We start from the raw sequence: 16,923 nt of genomic DNA, 5'->3' as shown, positions 1-16,923 counted from the left end.
CGAGGCTGGACGCATGAGAAACCTTCTCCGCTACGGCTATCCACTGCTCATGCTCGTCGGCGTAAACGGCACGATCATCGCGCTCGCCGGATCGGGCGCCCCGAAGCTCACCCTGATCGGCGTGGTCCTGGTCGCGATCGCGCTGTCCTTCACCGCCGAGCGCGTCATCCCCTACGAGCGGGCGTGGAACCGCTCGCATGACGACGCAAGCCGCGACGTGGCGCACGTGCTGGTCAACGAGTCGCTGATGCTGGCCTCGCTCGCGGTGATCCCGCTGGTCGCGGCGCTCCGCGGCCCGGGGTCGTGGTGGCCGCACGCGCTGCCCTTCTGGGCGCAGGTCCTGCTCGCGGTGCTGGTCGCCGACCTCGGGATCACCGTGGTGCACATGGCCAGCCACCGGTACGGCTGGTTGTGGCGGCTGCACGCGGTGCACCACAGCGTGACCCGCTGCTACGGGCTCAACGGGCTGATGAAGCACCCGCTGCACCAGACGCTGGAGACGATCGGCGGCGTCGCGCCGCTGCTGATCCTCGGCATGCCCGTGCCGGTCGCGTCGGCGCTGGCGGCGATGGTCGCGGTGCAGTTGCTGCTGCAGCACTCCAACGCCGACTACCGCGTCGGGCCGCTGCGGTCCGTGCTGGCGCTCAACGAGGGGCACCGGTTCCACCACCAGCGCGAGGCCGGGGCGGGCGACGTCGACTTCGGGCTGTTCACCTTGCTCTGGGACCACCTGTTCGGCACGTACGTCCTCGATCGCCGCCGCCGGTTCACCAGCGCCGACCTCGGCATGGCGGCCAAGCCCGACTACCCCACGGGTTACGGCGCGCAGCTCGTCGTGCCGTTCACCGCGGCGGGCGGCTGCGGGGAGATGGGCCCGCTGCCGCGCCGGACGGTGCGCGACCGGCTTCAGTCGGCGGGGCGGCGGAGCAGGTAGACGTCCATGATCCAGCCGTGCTTCTCGCGGGCCTCGGCGCGAGTGCGGGCGATCAGGTCTCCCACCTCGCCGACGGGGCCGTCGAGGAGGATCTCGTCGGGCGTGCCGAGGTAGGCGCCCCAGTAGACGTGGTCCGTCGGTTCGGCGGTCTCGCGGAAGGTGCAGTCCGCGTCGAGCATCACGACGGTGTTGCGGCCGTCGTCCTCGTGCAGGCGGCGGCCGGTGGTGATGTGGATCGGCTCGCCCACTCGGTTGAGCAGGATCGCGTGCGCGGCGGTCAGTGCCTGCACGCTGGTGATGCCGGGGATCACCTTCGGCGCCAGCGGGAGTGAGTCGGCCACGCGATCCAGAACTCGCAGCGTCGAGTCGTACAGCGACGGGTCGCCCCACACCAGGAAGCCGGCGTTCCCGCCCTCGGGGACGTGCTCGGCGATCGCCACGGCCAGCGCGGCGGCCCGGGCGTCGTGCCAGTCGGCGACGTGGGCGGCGTAGGCACCGTCGGGCCGCGAGGCGCCGCGCTCGGCGGACCGGTCCCGCGGCGGGTCGGGCACGAGCACGACGGGGGTGTCCGGCGCGTGCCGGTCGACGATCTCCTGCCGGATCCCGGTGAGCGTGCCCGCGTTCGGCTTGTCGAGGACGAACAGGGCGTCGGCGGCGCGCATCGCGTCGATCGCGCCCACGGTGACGTGCCCCGGGTCGCCGGCGCCGATGCCGATGACCAGAGCGGTGCGGGTCACGCGATCGGCTCGCTGTACATGTTGAGCGTGGCGGTGAGCAGGTCGATGCGGTTCTGCTTGAGGGTCTCGTTCTCCGGGTCAATCACGCAGTACGACGCGGTGCCCTCGTGCACGGCGAGCAGCGCGTAGCCGAGCGCCTCGGGCGCGGTGACCCGGCGGCCGGCCGCCTCGAGCACGTGCATCACGGTGGGGATCATATTGGCGAGCAGCATCTGCTGGGCGTCGCGGACCGTCTGATTGAGCTCGGGCGTGCGGGTGCACAGCGCCACGAAGTCGCCGTTCACGCGCTGCCAGCGCTCGTTGACGGGGATCGCGCGGACGGCCATCTCGATGAGCTTGCCGTAGTCGGCGCCCTGGACGACGTAGGTGTCGACGACCTTGGCCATGACGTCCATGATCCACTGCACGTGGAACCGCCAGACCTCGATGAACAGCTCCTCGAGGCTGGTGAAGTTGGAGTAGAAGGCGCCCCGGGTGAAGCCGGCCGCCTCGCACACCATGGTGACGTTCGTCGAGCCGTAGCCGTGCTGCGCGAACACCAGGTACGCCGCCCGGATCAGTCGCCGACGGGTCTTCGCGCGACCCCGGGGATCGTCCGTCGGTTGCAGCGCCGCGGTCATCCGGCCGTCCCCGTGGGACAGAATGTGCGTCGCTGTTCCATCGGCTCAGTGTACCCGTCGGTAGCCTCGGCTTCAGCGGTACTTCAGCGACCGCCAACCGCGACGACCTAGCGTTGTGGACATCACGTCGTAGGAGGTCCGCAATGCCCGATTCACCGCCCGCATCCGCATCCGGCGCGGCCCGGATCGCCGGGCTCGTCCTCGCCGTGGCGGGCGCCGTCGGCCTCGTCGTGGCGGCCTTCCTCACGTGGTTCACGGTCACGGCCAGGGCGCCCGAGGGCGTGCCGGGAGGCCTGCTGTCCTCGCTCGAGGCCCGGGTCAGCGGGATCGGCGCGGTCACCATGCCCGCGTTCGGCGGGGTCGACGTCTCGTCGTCCGTGCCGAACGACGTCGCGTGGGGCGGATGGGTCGCCGTCGGGCTCGCAGTGGCCGTCGTGTTCCTCGCGGCGGTCGCGGCCCTCGGGCCCGCCGGACAGCGACGCCTCGGCGCCGCGGGGGCCGTCGTCGTCGGCGTGGCCGGGATCGCCCTCGGCGTGTACGCGGCGGTCGTCCCCGTCGGCACGCAGACGGTGGCGGTCGAGGGCGTGAGCGTGCAGGTCGACACGAAGGCGGGCGTCGGCCCCTACGCCGTGATCGTCGCCGCCGTGGTCGCGACGCTCGGCGCCCTCGCACTGCTCCTCGCCCGACGGTCCGCCCCCGCCACCGTCGCGCAACCCGCGCCGCAGGCACCGCAGTTCCCGGCGTCGCCCTTCGGTCCCGCCGGCCAGACGTCCGGCGGTCCGATGACCGGCGCTCAGCAGCCCGGCGGCCAGATCCCGGGCGCACAGCTGCCCGGCGCCCCGCTGCCCGGGGCGCCGCTGCCGGCCGCGCCGATGCCTCCGCAGCACGCGCCGCAGCCACCGTCGAACCAGCAGTACCCGCCCGCGGACGGGGGCTGGGGCCGCCCCGTCGCGCCGCCGATGCCGGCGCACACGCCTCCCCCGCTCCCCGCCCCGGCCGCCGTGCCGGACGAGCAGACCCGGACCGCCGTGGCGCCGGTGGCGCAGCGCCGGCCGCAGCCCGACTGGGACCGGAACTGGCCCGGCACGGTGCCGCCGAAGCCGGGTCCGGTCACCCCGTCGGAGCAGCACACGCAGGTCGTGAAGCGGCCGCCGCGCCCGGTGAAGGTCTCGCCCAGGCCCGAGACCGAGGCGATCCCGCGCCGCGACCCGCGCTTCGACAGCCCGACGCAGCCCTGATCAGCCGGCGTCGCCCTCCAGCTCGGCGACGCGGGCGCGCAGTCGGTCGATCTCGGTCTGCAGCTCGGCCTCGCGCTCCGCGGCGACCTTCTGGTACGCCGCCCCGAGCTGCTTGATGTACTCGCGGTCGAAGCGCGGGATGATGCTGCGCTGGCAATTCCAGTCGAAGGCCTCGACGGCGATCTCGATGACCCGGCGGTCCGCGGTCTCGCGCACCGTGCCGCGCCCGAAGACCTTGAGCCGCACGCGCCGCGGGTAGTCGACGAAAAACATGGCGAGCCGGTCGTCGTCCGCGAGGTTGCCGAGGGTGACGAACTGGTTGTTGCCCGGGATGTCGATGAAGCCGAGCCGCCCCGTCGCGGGGTCGTGCTGCACGAAGCCCGCCGGGCCGCTGCGGTACTGCAGGTAGGGCCAGCCGTGCGGGGTGACGGTGGCGAGGCAGAACTGGTCGGCGCGGGTGATCATGAGCAGCTCGCGGTCGGTGAGGGCCTGCGGGCCGTCGTCGCCCCGCTCGAGCTGACGGCCGTACGCGACGTAGCTGCCGTTGCGGCGCTGGCGTTCCAGGGCGTCGTCGCCGAAGACCAGGTGGTGGTAGTGATTGTTCGGCACGGCTTCACGGTAGCGCGCACCGCTAGGATGGCTCCTCGTGGCGGACGAGATCGTGATCTACACCGACGGCGCGTGCTTGGGGAATCCCGGGCCGGGAGGCTGGGGCGCGGTGCTGCGCTTCGGCGAGCACCAGAAGGAGCTGTACGGCGCCGAGAAGGACACGACGAACAACCGCATGGAGCTCATGGGCGCCATCTCCGCGCTCGAGGCGATCACGCGGCCGATGCCGGTGGTGCTCTACACCGACAGCTCGTACGTGAAGAACGGCATCACCAAGTGGATCGCCGGCTGGAAGCGCAACGGCTGGAAGACCTCCGCCAAGCAGCCCGTGAAGAACGCCGAACTGTGGCAGCGCCTGGAGCAGGCCGCCGCGCAGTACGAGATCGACTGGCGCTGGGTGAAGGGGCACGCGGGCAACGAGGGCAACGAGCTCGCCGACCAGCTGGCCTCGCGCGGCGCGCAGGAGGCGCGGGACGCCTAGTCGCGCTCCGAACGTCGAGTTCTGCGACGACGGACAGGTCCCTGCGTGCCTCCGTTCCCGGAGAACGCGACGTTGGGAAGCAGGCGACGCTTCACGGGTCGTTGCGCGGGGCGCAGCCTCGGCGGCGCATCGGCCGTGCGGGCGCGGACCTTCGCCGAGGTAGCGCCGGGTGACGCGAACCGGCGGGTCCACTTCGTGCCGTTCCACCAGCGCATCCGCGCGGCGTCCTCGGGGTCGGGGTACCAGCCCGCGGGCGCGACGGGCGGCGGCAGGTCGACCCGGCGCGGCAGCGACAGGCCCGCGGGGACGCGGGTGGCGGGGAGCTTGAGGACGGGCACGCGACGGGCGGCGGTGGATTTGCGGCGGGTCCGCGCCGACGGGGCCACGCTCACCGTCACCGGCCCGACCTCGGTACTCGCGCGGATCGCCATACCCGGATCATGCCCCGGTCAGGCCGCGCTCAGCTCCAGAATCGCGATCTCCGGCGGCGCGGCGACGCGCACGGGCGGCCCCCACGCGCCGGCGCCACGGCTGGTGTAGACGGGCATCCCGTCGACGGATTCGAGCCCCTGCAGCGCGGGCTGCTGCAGCCGGACGAAGTACCGGAAGGGCCAGATCTGGCCGCCGTGCGTGTGCCCCGCGACCTGCAGGTCCGCGCCGCGCTTGGCGAACTCGCGGCCCTGCAGCGGCTCGTGCGCGATGGCCACCGTGAAGGCCGCGGGATCGACGCCGGCGAAGGCCGCGTCGTAGTCCACCTCGTGCGGCGCCTTGCCCGTCCGGTCGTTGGCGCCCACGAGCGTGACCGTCGCGCCGTTCCGCTCGAGCCGCGCCGAACCGTTGGTCAGCGGGACGACGCCGACGTCGCGCCAGCGCTGCACCCAGTTCACGACGTCGCCGGCGTAGTACTCGTGATTGCCGGTCACGGCGAAGACGCCGAGCGGGGCGCGCAGGTCGCGCAGCGGCGTCAGGTCGTCGCCGATCTGCGCCACCGTGCCGTCGATGAGGTCGCCGGCCATCAGCACGAGGTCGGGCCGCTGGGCGTTGGCCCGGTCGACGACGCCCTGCACGAAGCCGCGGCTGCGCACCGGGCCGGCGTGGATGTCGGTGATGAGCGCGACCTTGAGCGGGCCGAACGCGGCCGGCATCGAAGCGAGCTTCACTTGCGTGTGCGTCACCCGCGGCGTCGCGGCCTCGACCAGCCCGTACAGCGTGGCGGCGACGGCGCCGACCACGCCCACGAGGGCCACGGCGCGACGGAGCGGCGCACCGTCGACCCCGGGGCGGACGAGCCGCACCAGCCGGGTGAGCACCCACAGGACGCCGAGGACGAGCAGGGTGAGCAGCAGGTAGAAGATCGTCGCGAGCCACGTGAGACCGGCGGCGCTGATCCAGCGGACGCGATCGGGGGCGATCACGCCCGCGCCCGCGAGCAGGCCGACCGCGCTGCACGCCGTGAGGACCACGGCCACGGCGACGGCGACGTTCCCGGCGATGCGCGCCGGCCGGGTCGTCCACCGCCGGACCACGCGACGCTGCACGAGAGCCAGCGAGCCCAGCGTGACGACCAGAAGTACTGAGATGCCGATCGGCACGCGGCCAACCCCCTCGTGATGCTGCAAACTCGGACATCCGAATGTACCCGGCGGGCTCCGCGTGGCTAAACTCGTGCCGCACGCCCTCGTAGCTCAGTCGGATAGAGCGGATCTCTCCTAAAGATCAGGTCGCAGGTTCGATTCCTGTCGGGGGCACCAGTACGCGGTTACCGCCCGGAGATCCAGGACGGGATCGCAGGCCCCTCGACCCCGAACGCGGCCGCGATGTCCGCGAGGATCGTGTACGCGCCCTGCACGCTCACCGAACTGATCCACTCCCGGTCCTCGACCGTGACGACCTTCGGGACCAGAGACGCCCACAGGGGGTTGCGTTCGAACTCGCCCCGCGCGTCGGCGGCCTTCGCGCCGTTGGTCGCGACGAAGATCCTGGTACCGTCCGCCATCGGGATCTGCTCGGGGCTGATCTCCACCATGAGCTCGTCGACGTCCTGCGCCGCGGGCCGCGCGAGGCGCGCGTCTGCGATCACCATGCCCGTGAACGACTTCCGGCCGTACAGGCGTGTGGGCCCGCTGGTCACGAACCGCACGACGGAGATCGTCGCCTGCTCCCCGGCCTTCGCGCGCACCGCGCGCCCGACCTTCGCGGCTTCTGCCTCGTACTGGGTGAGACGCTCGGCGGCCAGCGACTCCTTGCCGAGGCTCTTCGCCAGGAGCGCGATGTTCTCTCGCCAGGTCTGCCCGGTCGTCTCGCTCATCACGGTCGGCGCGATCGCGCTGAGCTGCGAGTACTGCTTCTCGTGGCGGACCTTGGCGCTGACGATGACATCGGGGTCCAGCGTGGCGACGCGCTCCACCGAGGGCGCCGTCAGCGGGCCGACGCTGACCGCGCCCGCACCGAAGCTACGCGACGCGCCCAGGTGCTCGGCGAGGCCGCCGCCCTCGGTGCGGTAGTCGGTGTACCCGACCACCTGGGTCTCGAGCATCAGGGCCTGCTCGACGTAGGAGTCGTCCAGCGCGACGATCCGCTGCGGCTGAGCGGGGATGGTCGTCGTCCCCATGGCGTGCTCGACGGTCCGCGGGAAGCCCGCCCCCGGCGTACCGCTGCCCGCGGACGGGCCGGTCGGCGAGGCGCTGCCGCAGGCGGTGAGGGTTCCGATGGCGAGCGCGGCGATCGCGATCCGCACGAGGGACGACTTCATGGGCGGGCTCCGTTTCCGAACACGTCAGACGATGAGGGGAGCCTATCCTAGGTAGTCCGATATGCCCGACCGGTCCGGAAGCCTACTTCGCGCGCTTGGCGACCGCGTTCACGAAGTCCGCGAGCATCTGCTGCTCGGTGTCGGCCGACTGCGCAGTGCCGCTGGTGGCGTCCGCGATCCGCTTGAGGGCGGGCAGGTCGGCGTCCTTGCTGATGCCGACGGTGTGGATGTTGACCGGCCGCGCCGGGTCCACCAGCTTCTTCAGCTCCGCCACCAGCTGGTCGAGGGTGGTGCCGCCGTTCTTCTCGTTGCCGCCGTCGCTGAGCAGGATCAGCGAGTTCGAGTAGGCGGGGTCGAAGTCCTTGACCGCCTGCCGGTAGGCGGCGAGCGTCGTGTCGTAGAGGCCGGTGCCGCCGCGGACGCGGCCGGGCAGCGAGTTCACGCCGTCGAGCAGCAGCTGCCGCTGGGTCTTGTCCCCCCGCTTGTCGGAGAGGCGCGCGGTAGGGACGACCTCGGTCCAGTCCTTGCCGCCGTTCGTGGCGAGGGAGAAGGTCCACAGGCCGACGGCGTTCGCGTCGGGGATCTGGGTCACGACCTTGGTGAAGCCCGACGCGAGCATCCCGATGCGGGTGGTGTCGCCCACCTTCTCGTCCATCGAGCCGGAGGTGTCGACCACGACGAGCGCCTTGAGCGGCACCGCGAGGGTCGAGTAGGCCTGCTCGGCGTGCGCGAGCCGGGTCCGATCGGGGTCGGGGAGCGCCGTCACCGCGCCCACGCCGCCCGACGGTGCCTCCGCCAGCGCGGTGCCGCGCAGGCCGTCGCGCGCGAGGGCGGCGAGGCCGTCGCCGGAGGTGAAGGCCGCGGCGAGGCGCTTGCCGGCGTCGGTCGCGGCGGCCTGACGCTCGCCGGTGGCGGCGACGGCGAGCAGCAGCTCGTCGCGCGGGGCACCGGTCTTGGGGACGACGGCGGCGAGGTCGCCGCGTCCCTTCTTCGCGGCGAGGTAGGCGTACTCGGGCACGACCACGACGCCGCCGTCGGCGGCCGCGGCCGTGACGGGATCGCCGTCGACGCGCTTGGCGGCCTGGGCGTACTGCGCCAGGACGGCGTTGAGGGCCTGGTCGTCGCCGCCGCCGGGGCGGGTGGACTCGGCGACGGCCGCGACGACCGGCGCGTCGGCGTAGGGGGAATCGGCCGTGACCGCGCGGATCGTGGCCTGCGTCATGGCCTCGGACCAGCTCGCCGGCTGCGGGACCGCGGCGCCCGCCAGGACGATCGGGGAACCGGCCACGACGGTGGTCGGCAGGTCGCGGCCGAGCTGGGCGGAGACCGCCTCGGCGCGCGAGCGCGACGGGGCGAACCACAGGTCGGCGGCGCCGGCCTGCAGCCGACCCGCGGACTCGCGGTCCGGCGCCTCGGCGACCGCGATGGTGGTGCATCGATCGGAGGCGAGCGACGCCTGCGAGCGGAGGGCCGGAGCGAGCGCCGGATCGGCCATCACGGTGACGGTGCTCGACGCGCCGCAGCCCGCGAACTTCCCGCCGACGATCGCGACGATCCCGGCGACGAGCACCGCGACCAGGCCTGCTCCGACGAGAAGCCGCGCGACGTTCCTGCCGCGCGGCTTCTCCGCGGCCGGTTCACCCGGCGCGTAATGACGACCCATGAGTGCGGTGTCGCCCTTTCTGAAGGTTGAACTACTGCTGCTGGTCCTGCTGGCCCTGCTGGCCGCCGGCGAACTTCTTCGCGGCGTCCTGCGCCTTGTCCACCTGCGCGGAGTACTTGCCGCCGGTCTTGCCGTCGATGAAGTCGCCGGCCTTGTCGATGACGCTCGGGTTCTTCCCCAGCGCCTGCTTGGCCTTGTTCGCGAGATCCTTGAAATCCATGCGTGCCAGGCTAGCGGACCGTCGACCACCAGTCGTGCGTACCAGGCATGATCGCGCCCGCGGGGCCCGCGCCGGCACCGTCGACCCGGCCGCCCGGCATGGGGATGATCGTGGCGACCCCGGCCTCCTCCGCGGCGGCGAGGAGCCGCTCGACGGGCTCGGACCAGTCGTGGAAGGCGAGGTTGAACGTGGCCCAGTGCACGGGTACGAGCGGGGCGCCCGGCTTGGCGATCATCGCGTGGATCGCGACGGCCTCCTCCGGGTTGGTGTGCACGTCGGGCCAGAGGGGGTCGTAGGCGCCGATGGGCAGCAGCGTGAGGTCGAACGGGCCGAAGTGGTCGCCGACCAGCTTGAAGCGCTCGGTGAAGCCGGTGTCGCCGCCGAAGAAGACGGAGTGCTCCGGGCCGACGAGCGACCAGGACGCCCACTGCGTGGAGTTGCGGGTGAGGCCGCGGCCGGAGAAGTGCCGGGCCTCGGTGCACACGACCTTGACGCTCTTCCCGTCCCTCGTCAGCGTGTGCGCCTGGTCCCAGTCCAGCTCGACGATCCGGTCCTCGGGGACGCCCCACGCGCGCAGGTGCCCGCCCACGCCGACGGGCACGCAGAAGGGCACGTCGCGGTCGCGGGTGAGCTCGTCGATGGTGGGCAGGTCGAGGTGGTCGTAGTGGTCGTGGCTGATGATCACCGCGTCGATGTGCGGCAGCGCGCTCAGTGCCACGGGAACGGGGTGCAGCCGCGCGGGGCCGATCGTCGGCGACGGCGACACCCGCTCGCCCCAGACGGGGTCGGCGAGGATCCGGAAGCCGTCGACCTCGATGAGCACCGACGAGTGCCCGAACCAGGTGACGGCCAGGTCGGAGGGCTGTTCCGGGCTCGGGTCGGCGGCCAGCGGGATCGGGCCCGACGGTGCCCCCACCCCGTGCCGGGCCCGGCCCACGACGCCGCGCGCGATCTTGGCCGCGTCGAACCGCTGGTGCGGGCTGTCCGGATCGGTGTTGGTGTACACGGTGTCCACCTGCGCGCCCATCGACCGCTTCAGGCCGCTCGCGGCGCGGATCCCCGCGGCGCCGGCGATACCGGCGGCCGCGCCCGCGGCGAAGGTGACGACGTTCCCCAGCCGCATGATCAGCGACCCGTGAAGCGGGGCTCGCGCTTCTCGATCCGGGCCATGATGGCCTCCTTGAGGTCCTCGGAGTCCCACACCGCGTGCAGGCGCTCGATCTCCTCCTCGGTGGCCGGCTCCAGCGCGACATCCGACTTGAACAGCGCCTTGTAGTTCTGCAGCGACAGCGGGGCGAGCTTCGCGATGCCGCGGGCGAACTCGAGCGCCGCCTCGCGGTCGCCGATCGCGTTGGCGAAACCCAGGTCCAGCAGCTTCTCGGCGCCGATCTTCTGCGCGGCCATCAGCACACCGCGGGCGTGGCCGCCGCCGACGAGGTCCTCGAGGCGGCGCAGCGTCCACTTGTCGATGGTGACGCCGAGCTTGGCGGCGGGGATCGCGATCGTCGCGCTGGGATCCAGCACGCGCAGGTCCGCGAGCATCGCCATCTGCACGCCCGCCCCCACGGCCGGCCCGTTGACCGCGGCGACCAGGATCTGCTTCATCGCCTCGACCCGGCGGTAGAAGCGGATGACCCGCTCCATGAAGTTCTTGTCCAGCACCGCGCCCGATCGCAGATCCGCCCCCGCGGAGAACACGGTGCCCTGCCCCGTGAGCACGATGACGAAGACCCCGTCGGCCTCCGCGCGGTCGAACGCCGCCTCCAGGCCGTCCATGATCTCGGGGTTGAGAGCGTTCCGCGCTTCCGGGCGCTGGAACTCGATGACGGCGACCTTCTCCTCCAGCGTGTAACCAATCATGGCAGGCAATCTACGCTACGGGGGTGAAGGATGTCGTCGTGGTCGGTGCTGGCCAGGCCGGTCTCTCGGCCGCCTACTTCCTCCCCAGGTTCGGTATCGAGAATTCTATTGTTCTCGATCACAACGCCGGTCCCGGGGGCGCGTGGCGGCAGCGCTGGCCGTCGTTGACGCTCCGCTCGGCGAATCACGTCCATGACCTGCCGGGCTGGGGTCTGCAGGACGCGCTGGGCACCGACTGCGATGACGTCCCGGCCGCCACCGGCGTCGCGCAGTACTTCGGCGACTACGAGAAGCGGTTCGACATCGACGTGCACCGGCCCGCCCACGTCGCCTCGGTCTCGCGCTGCGACGAGGGCTACCTCGTGGCCGGGCACGGCGCCGAGGGCCCGTTCGAGTATCGGACCGCCGCGGTCATCAACTGCACGGGCACGTGGGACCGGCCGTTCTGGCCGACGGTGGCGGGCGCACCGTCGTTCCGCGGGACCCAGTTGCACGCGCACGACTACCGCACCGCCGAGCCCTTCGCGGGGAAGCGGGTCGCCGTGGTCGGCGCAGGGATCACCGCGGTGCAGCTGCTCCTGGAGATCGCCGAGGTCGCGGAGACGTCCTGGTTCACCCGCCGCGAGGTGCAGTGGGACACCACGCCCTTCGACCCCGACAAGGGGCGTCGCGCCGTGGCGCGCGTGGAGGAGCGGGTGCGGGCGGGCCTGCCGCCCGGCTCCGTGGTCTCGGTGACCGGACTGCCCATAACCGAAGCCATGCGCCGCGGCATCGAGGCGGGGGTGCTGGTCCGGCGCCCGATGTTCGCCTCCCTGACGCCCGACGGTCCGCTGCTCGCCGACGGAACGCTCGTGCCCGCGGACGTGATCCTGTGGTGCACCGGCTTCCGCTACTCGATGGACCACCTCGCGCCGCTGAACCTGCGCTCCCCCGGCGGCGGCATCGTCATGACCGGCCGGCTCGCGACCGAGGTCGCCGGCGAGCCGCGGCTGCACCTGCTGGGCTACGGCCCGTCCGCGTCGACGATCGGGGCCAATCGCGCTGGGAGGGAGGCGGCGAAAGCGATCGCCGAGGTCGTCGGCGGGGCGCTGGGTACGGGCCGGGCGGGGCGGGGATGACGCGGCTCGCTTAGACGTCGGACCGCTCGCCTAGCGGCTCGGGGCCTCCGATGCGCTCGACCGCGTCTTCCCCACCCCACCCTCGTTCGTTCGTAGTCGCGTCCGGTACGGCCGTCGTCTCGCGTGGGCCTTGGGGACCAGGGGGTCGTTTGCGGGCGGCTCTCCGATTGTGTCCGAGATGGACAAGGCCCCATCTTTCGAAGGGGTCTGCGACGTTCGGCGTCGCATTCGTCGCAGAACGCTTCGAGAAGTGTCGGTGGGTGTGGTGGCGCCGTGGCGTGGCGTCGCCCCCGCGCCGCGTCAGCAGGGGCGTTGTCCGATTCGGACAGGATCCGAGAGTCGGCCGCAGGGCACCGTCGGGCCCCGGGAGCCGCAGCGCGGCGCCCCGGGGCCGGACCGGCGGATCAGCGCAGGTTGAACGTGGCCGGATCCGGCCCGATGCGCTTGCCGGGCAGCGCGCTGATGCGGGCGACCTCGTCGTCGGAGAGCGTGAAGCCGAAGACGTCGAAGTTCTCCGCGATGCGGGCGGGCGTCACCGACTTGGGGATCACGACGTTGCCGAGCTGCAGGTGCCAGCGCAGGATCGCCTGCGCCGGGGTCACGCCGTGCGCGGCGGCGACCTCGACGACGGCGGCGTCGGTCAGGGATTCGCCCTGGCCCAGCGGCGACCAGGCCTCGGTGGCGATGCCGTGCTCGGCGTGGAAGGCGCGCAGCTCGTCCTGCGGCAGGCCCGGGTGCAGCTCGATCTGGTTGATCGCCGGGGTCTCGCCGGTCTCGTCGATCACGCGGCGCAGCGCCTCGACGGTGAAGTTGCTGACGCCGATCGCCTTCGCGCGACCGGAGTCGCGGATCTGCTGGAAGGCCTTGAAGGTGTCGACGTAGCGGTCGTACTCGGGGACCGGCCAGTGGATGAGGTAGAGGTCGACGTAGTCGGTGCCGAGCCGCTCGAGCGAGGCGTCGAAGGCGCGCAGCGTCTCGTCGAAGCCCTGATCCGAGTTCCACAGCTTGGTGGTGAGGAAGACCTCGTCGCGGGCGAGGCCGCTCTCGGCGATCGCGCGGCCCGTGCCGGCTTCGTTCTCGTAGACCTTCGCCGTGTCCACGCTGCGATAGCCGACCCGCAGGGCCTCGGCGACGGCGTCGTGCGCACCGTCGTCCGACACCTGCCAGACGCCGAAGCCGAGCTGGGGGATCGAGGTTCCGTTATTGAGCTTCACGTTCGGTACGGTCATGGCCCGAACAACGCGGCCGGAGGGCCGGGTGTTCCCAGTAACCTGAATTCCATGGCGATCACCGCGCAGGACCTCATCGATGCGATCCTCGACCGCGGCACCTTCACCAGCTGGGACGGCCCGCTGCCGGACGTCGCGCCGGACGCCGAGTACGCCGCCGCGCTGGAGCGCGCACGGGAGCGCTCGCACCACGACGAGGCGGTCATCACCGGCGAGGGCCGCATCCGCGGGCAGCGCGTCGCGCTCATCGCGTGCGACTTCGCGTTCCTCGGCGGCTCCATCGGCGTCGCGGCGGCCGAGCGGATCGTGACCGCGGTCGAGCGCGCGACGGCTCTGCGGCTGCCGCTGCTGGCGACGCCCACGTCGGGCGGCACGCGGATGCAGGAGGGCACCGTCGCCTTCCTCCAGATGGTGAAGATCTCCGCGGCGGTCACGCTGCACAAGCAGTCGGGCCTGGCCTACCTCGTCTACCTGCGCGATCCCACGATGGGCGGGGTGTTCGCGTCGTGGGGCTCGCTGGGGCACGTGACCATCGCGGAGCCCGGCGCGCGCATCGGATTCCTCGGGCCGCGCGTCTACGAGGCGCTGCGCGGCGAACCCTTCCCCGACGGGGTGCAGACCGCCGAGCACCTCTTCGAGCGCGGCCTCATCGACGGCGTGGTGCCGCTCCGCTTCGTCCGGCTGCTCGCGCATCGCACGCTCCGGGTGCTCGCGGGCGCGCAGGACGCCGACCCGCTGGCCCCGCACCTCGGCGTCCGCGAGGAACTCGACGCCGCCGACGACGGCACGCCCGCCTGGGACTCGGTGCGGATCAGCCGCGAGCCCGGGCGGCCCGGCGTGCGCGCCTTCCTCCGCCACTCCGCCACGGACCGGCTGCCGCTGTCGGGCACCGGCGAGGGCGAGACCGACCACACGCTCCTGCTCTCGCTGGCGCGGGTGCAGGGCTATCCGTGCGTGGTCGTCGGGCAGGACACCACGCGGGCCGAAGGCGCGGCGCTCCCCCTTCTCGGCCCCGCGGCGCTGCGCGCTGCCCGCCGCGGCATGCGGCTGGCCGCGGAGCTGAACCTGCCGCTCGTCCTCGTCATCGACACCTGGGGCGCGGCGCTCTCCCCCGAGGCCGAGGAGGGCGGGCTCGCCGGCGAGGTGGCGCGCAGCCTCTCCGACCTGGTCACCCTCACGGTCCCGACGGTGTCGGTCCTCCTCGGGCAGGGCACGGGCGGCGGCGCGCTGGCGATGCTGCCCGCCGACCGGGTGCTGTGCGCGCAGCACGCGTGGCTCGCGCCGCTACCGCCGGAGGGCGCGAGCGCGGTGATGTACCGCGACGCCGACCACGCCGCCGAGATGGCGGACCGGCAGCGGATCCGCGCAGCCGACCTGCTCGCGGACGGCATCGTCGACCGGGTGATCCCGGAGCGACCGAATGCGGCCGACGAGCCGACGGAGTTCTCCCGCCGCGTGGGCCTCGCAGTGAGCGACGCCCTCGCGGAGCTCTCCCTCATCCCCGATCCGATCCGGATCAGCCGGCGGCTGGATCGCTACCGCTTCCTGGGCGGCCGCTGATCAGTTCCCGACGGTGACGCCCCACTGCACGCGGGCGGAATCGACGGTGGTCACCGTCACGGTCACGTCGTGCCGGTGACCGCCGGCGTTCATGACGCAGCTCTGCCGGGCCCCGACGGTGCCGGCGAGCGCGCCCGCGCAGCTCACCGAGTCGACGCGCCGACTCCGCTCGAGCACCTCGTGGGTGCGCCGCTCGAGCTCGCCGATGGCCACCCGCCGGCCCGACTGGGGCACACCGGCGACCGTCGAATTCCACTGCACCCGATCACCGTCGACGTCGGTGACCTTGAGGGCCACGGCGAACTGCTCGCCGTCCCGGGTCAGGACGCAGGACTGCGCCGCCCCCACCTCGGCCGCGAGTCCGCCGTCGCAGTGCAGGTCGTCCGACGGTGCCGCCGCCACCTGCTGGAGGGTGCCGTTTTCGACCTGCTCCTGAGCGACCTCGGTGGGCGAGAGCATGGTCCAGCACGCGGCGATCGCGACGCCGGCACCGCCGACGACGACCGCCAAAGCCCGCAGACCCATCGCGACTCGTTTCCGTGACTAAACTCCGCCTTCACGACATGTGAATTGCGTTTATTGAATCACGGTGCAGTTGCGATCTCAACACGGAAGTGATCCGTGTCGCGCTTAGGCGCGTGTCAGCCGGTGACGGTGAGGTAGATCAGCGCGACGTTGAGGGCGACGATCAGCGCGCCCGCGGCCGCGGACGCCCAGCGCAGGGGCGCCCGGTCGGCGAACTCCCCCATGAGGGCGCGGTCGGAGGTGTAGCGGCGCAGCGGCAGCAGCGCGAAGGGGATGCCGAAGCTCAGCACCACCTGCGAGATGATCAGCGCCTCGGTGGGCGGCACGCCGAGCGCGAGCACCCCGATCGCGGGGATCATCGTGACCAGCCGGCGCACAACGACCGGGATCCGCTTGTGCAGCAGGCCCGCCATGATGGTGCCGCCCGCGTAGCTGCCGACCGAGGTGGACGCGAGGCCCGAGGCGAGCAGGCCGACGGCGAACAGCCCGGCGACGACCGGCCCGAGCGCGTCCCGCACCGCGGCGTGCGCACCCTCGATCGAGTCGGTGCCCTCGACGCCGTAGAGGCTCGACGCGGCGAGCACCAGCAGCGCGATGTTCACCGCGCCGGCGATGATCAGGGCCAGCACCACGTCGACCCGGGTCACCTTGAGCAGCCGGCGCGCCCGCTCGACGGCGCCCTCGGCGGGCGGCGTGCCGTGCCGGTCGACGACCAACGCGGAGTGCAGGTAGATCGCGTGCGGCATGACGGTCGCGCCCAGCATCGACGCGGCGAGCAGTACCGTCTCGCTGCCCTGCAGGCGCGGGACGAGCCCGCTGAGGAAGGCGGCACCGTCGGGCGGCGCGGCGATCAACCCCGCGACGAAACCGACCACGATGATCGCGAGCATGCCGATGATCACCAGCTCGAACCGGTACTGGCGGCGGCCGTCGGCGAGCGTGAGCAGCAGCGTCGAGATCACGCCGACGATGAGACCGCCCCAGACCAGGGGGACCCCGAAGAGCAGGTTCAGCGCGAGCGCGCCGCCGATGACCTCGGCGATGTCGGTGGCCGCGGCGACCAGCTCGGCCTGGCCCCAGAACGCGAGGCGCGACCGGCGCGGCAGCCGCTCCCCCAGGACCTGCGGCAGCGAGCGGCCCGTGACGACGCCGAGCTTGGCGGACTGGTACTGGATCATCACTGCCATGACGTTCGCCAGCACCAGCACCCAGACCAGCAGGTAGCCGTACTTCGCGCCCGCGGTGACGTTCGCGGCGACGTTGCCCGGGTCGACGTACGCGATCGCGGCCACGAAGGCGGGTCCGAGCAGCATCAACGCGCGAACGGGAGGGCGCTTCGTCGGCACGACGGTATCGGTGAGCACGATAGAAGGTTAA

General features: G+C 72.4%; 18 protein-coding genes and 1 tRNA gene. 6 read left to right on the top strand and 13 right to left on the bottom strand.

Annotated features, from left to right (window positions below):
- Positions 1–13: 13 nt before the first annotated feature.
- Entirely contained in the window at positions 14–934 is a 921-nt protein-coding gene (locus tag WFK95_RS04205) for a sterol desaturase family protein (RefSeq protein WP_336669957.1), read from the top strand.
- Here WFK95_RS04205 and cobF read toward each other — a convergent pair.
- Entirely contained in the window at positions 907–1,671 is a 765-nt protein-coding gene (gene cobF / locus WFK95_RS04200) for a precorrin-6A synthase (deacetylating) (RefSeq protein ID WP_336669956.1), read from the bottom strand. The genes WFK95_RS04205 and cobF overlap by 28 nt on opposite strands.
- A complete protein-coding gene (locus WFK95_RS04195; protein ID WP_224648907.1) occupies positions 1,668–2,291 on the bottom strand; it encodes a TetR/AcrR family transcriptional regulator in 624 nt (207 codons plus the stop codon). Before WFK95_RS04195 ends, cobF begins: the two co-directional genes overlap by 4 nt.
- Before the next feature lie 143 nt (positions 2,292–2,434).
- On the opposite strand from WFK95_RS04195, the gene WFK95_RS04190 reads away from it, so the two are divergent.
- Positions 2,435–3,529: a hypothetical protein gene (locus tag WFK95_RS04190; RefSeq protein ID WP_224648905.1), complete on the top strand. Its 1,095-nt coding sequence runs from the start codon at positions 2,435–2,437 to the stop codon at positions 3,527–3,529.
- On the opposite strand, the gene WFK95_RS04185 is transcribed toward WFK95_RS04190, so the two are convergent.
- On the bottom strand, positions 3,530–4,138 hold the full coding sequence (locus WFK95_RS04185) for a pyridoxamine 5'-phosphate oxidase family protein (protein ID WP_224648903.1): 609 nt from the start codon (positions 4,136–4,138) through the stop codon (positions 3,530–3,532).
- 37 nt (positions 4,139–4,175) lie between these two features.
- Between WFK95_RS04185 and rnhA the strand changes: the two genes are divergently transcribed.
- The gene (gene rnhA / locus WFK95_RS04180) at positions 4,176–4,619 is read left to right on the top strand and encodes a ribonuclease HI (RefSeq protein WP_224648900.1); all 444 of its coding nucleotides are present in this window, start codon (positions 4,176–4,178) and stop codon (positions 4,617–4,619) included.
- Here the strand turns inward: rnhA and WFK95_RS04175 are convergent.
- Together WFK95_RS04175 and WFK95_RS04170 are read right to left on the bottom strand one after the other, a co-directional pair.
- Positions 4,616–5,050, bottom strand: a complete 435-nt coding sequence (locus WFK95_RS04175; protein ID WP_224648898.1) for a DUF2510 domain-containing protein — start codon at positions 5,048–5,050, stop codon at positions 4,616–4,618. The genes rnhA and WFK95_RS04175 overlap by 4 nt on opposite strands.
- A gap of 18 nt (positions 5,051–5,068) precedes the next feature.
- Positions 5,069–6,211 carry a metallophosphoesterase gene (locus tag WFK95_RS04170; protein WP_336669955.1) on the bottom strand — a complete coding sequence of 381 codons (1,143 nt, stop codon included), beginning with the start codon at positions 6,209–6,211 and terminating at the stop codon, positions 5,069–5,071.
- An 82-nt stretch (positions 6,212–6,293) separates the two neighbouring features.
- Here WFK95_RS04170 and WFK95_RS04165 point away from each other — a divergent pair.
- Positions 6,294–6,370: transfer RNA gene (locus WFK95_RS04165), tRNA-Arg, on the top strand.
- Positions 6,371–6,378: 8 nt separating this feature from the next.
- On the opposite strand, the gene WFK95_RS04160 is transcribed toward WFK95_RS04165, so the two are convergent.
- From WFK95_RS04160 to WFK95_RS04140, 5 genes are all read right to left on the bottom strand, one after another.
- Complete coding sequence (locus WFK95_RS04160; RefSeq protein ID WP_224648892.1) at positions 6,379–7,371, bottom strand: ABC transporter substrate-binding protein; 993 nt, start codon at positions 7,369–7,371, stop codon at positions 6,379–6,381.
- A gap of 82 nt (positions 7,372–7,453) precedes the next feature.
- Positions 7,454–9,034, bottom strand: coding sequence for a VWA domain-containing protein (locus WFK95_RS04155; RefSeq protein ID WP_224648890.1), 1,581 nt, complete (start codon positions 9,032–9,034; stop codon positions 7,454–7,456).
- 31 nt (positions 9,035–9,065) lie between these two features.
- The gene (locus WFK95_RS04150; protein WP_224648888.1) at positions 9,066–9,254 is read right to left on the bottom strand and encodes an antitoxin; all 189 of its coding nucleotides are present in this window, start codon (positions 9,252–9,254) and stop codon (positions 9,066–9,068) included.
- A gap of 10 nt (positions 9,255–9,264) precedes the next feature.
- Positions 9,265–10,377, bottom strand: coding sequence for an MBL fold metallo-hydrolase (locus tag WFK95_RS04145; protein ID WP_224648875.1), 1,113 nt, complete (start codon positions 10,375–10,377; stop codon positions 9,265–9,267).
- A 2-nt stretch (positions 10,378–10,379) separates the two neighbouring features.
- Positions 10,380–11,114 (bottom strand): enoyl-CoA hydratase, encoded by a 735-nt coding sequence (locus WFK95_RS04140; protein WP_224648873.1) that lies wholly within the window; start codon positions 11,112–11,114, stop codon positions 10,380–10,382.
- Positions 11,115–11,137: 23 nt separating this feature from the next.
- Between WFK95_RS04140 and WFK95_RS04135 the strand changes: the two genes are divergently transcribed.
- Positions 11,138–12,232, top strand: coding sequence for an NAD(P)-binding domain-containing protein (locus tag WFK95_RS04135; protein ID WP_336669954.1), 1,095 nt, complete (start codon positions 11,138–11,140; stop codon positions 12,230–12,232).
- Positions 12,233–12,636: 404 nt separating this feature from the next.
- On the opposite strand, the gene WFK95_RS04130 is transcribed toward WFK95_RS04135, so the two are convergent.
- Positions 12,637–13,446 carry an aldo/keto reductase gene (locus WFK95_RS04130; protein ID WP_224650081.1) on the bottom strand — a complete coding sequence of 270 codons (810 nt, stop codon included), beginning with the start codon at positions 13,444–13,446 and terminating at the stop codon, positions 12,637–12,639.
- A 66-nt stretch (positions 13,447–13,512) separates the two neighbouring features.
- On the opposite strand from WFK95_RS04130, the gene WFK95_RS04125 reads away from it, so the two are divergent.
- Positions 13,513–15,021, top strand: a complete 1,509-nt coding sequence (locus WFK95_RS04125) for a carboxyl transferase domain-containing protein (RefSeq protein WP_224650079.1) — start codon at positions 13,513–13,515, stop codon at positions 15,019–15,021.
- Here the strand turns inward: WFK95_RS04125 and WFK95_RS04120 are convergent, their stop codons facing one another.
- Together WFK95_RS04120 and WFK95_RS04115 are read right to left on the bottom strand one after the other, a co-directional pair.
- Positions 15,022–15,546 carry a DUF4333 domain-containing protein gene (locus tag WFK95_RS04120; RefSeq protein WP_224650077.1) on the bottom strand — a complete coding sequence of 175 codons (525 nt, stop codon included), beginning with the start codon at positions 15,544–15,546 and terminating at the stop codon, positions 15,022–15,024.
- A 116-nt stretch (positions 15,547–15,662) separates the two neighbouring features.
- Positions 15,663–16,859 carry an Nramp family divalent metal transporter gene (locus WFK95_RS04115; protein WP_224650085.1) on the bottom strand — a complete coding sequence of 399 codons (1,197 nt, stop codon included), beginning with the start codon at positions 16,857–16,859 and terminating at the stop codon, positions 15,663–15,665.
- Between the last annotated feature and the right edge of the window lie 64 nt (positions 16,860–16,923).

The organism is Tsukamurella sp. USMM236 (genome assembly GCF_037148755.1).
GTDB lineage: Bacteria > Actinomycetota > Actinomycetes > Mycobacteriales > Mycobacteriaceae > Tsukamurella.
This window is presented reverse-complemented; position numbering and strand designations above follow the sequence as displayed.

Excerpts from the sequence above, each read along its gene's own strand:
- WFK95_RS04205 (WP_336669957.1), top strand. The coding sequence starts at position 14 with ATGAGAAACCTTCTCCGCTACGGCTATCCACTGCTCATGCTCGTCGGC.
- WFK95_RS04195 (WP_224648907.1), bottom strand. The coding sequence starts at position 2,291 with ATGACCGCGGCGCTGCAACCGACGGACGATCCCCGGGGTCGCGCGAAG.
- WFK95_RS04190 (WP_224648905.1), top strand. The coding sequence starts at position 2,435 with ATGCCCGATTCACCGCCCGCATCCGCATCCGGCGCGGCCCGGATCGCC.
- WFK95_RS04175 (WP_224648898.1), bottom strand. The coding sequence starts at position 5,050 with ATGGCGATCCGCGCGAGTACCGAGGTCGGGCCGGTGACGGTGAGCGTG.
- WFK95_RS04160 (WP_224648892.1), bottom strand. The coding sequence starts at position 7,371 with ATGAAGTCGTCCCTCGTGCGGATCGCGATCGCCGCGCTCGCCATCGGA.
- WFK95_RS04155 (WP_224648890.1), bottom strand. The coding sequence starts at position 9,034 with ATGGGTCGTCATTACGCGCCGGGTGAACCGGCCGCGGAGAAGCCGCGC.
- WFK95_RS04150 (WP_224648888.1), bottom strand. The coding sequence starts at position 9,254 with ATGGATTTCAAGGATCTCGCGAACAAGGCCAAGCAGGCGCTGGGGAAG.
- WFK95_RS04145 (WP_224648875.1), bottom strand. The coding sequence starts at position 10,377 with ATGCGGCTGGGGAACGTCGTCACCTTCGCCGCGGGCGCGGCCGCCGGT.
- WFK95_RS04140 (WP_224648873.1), bottom strand. The coding sequence starts at position 11,114 with ATGATTGGTTACACGCTGGAGGAGAAGGTCGCCGTCATCGAGTTCCAG.
- WFK95_RS04125 (WP_224650079.1), top strand. The coding sequence starts at position 13,513 with ATGGCGATCACCGCGCAGGACCTCATCGATGCGATCCTCGACCGCGGC.
- WFK95_RS04120 (WP_224650077.1), bottom strand. The coding sequence starts at position 15,546 with ATGGGTCTGCGGGCTTTGGCGGTCGTCGTCGGCGGTGCCGGCGTCGCG.
- WFK95_RS04115 (WP_224650085.1), bottom strand. The coding sequence starts at position 16,859 with ATGCTGCTCGGACCCGCCTTCGTGGCCGCGATCGCGTACGTCGACCCG.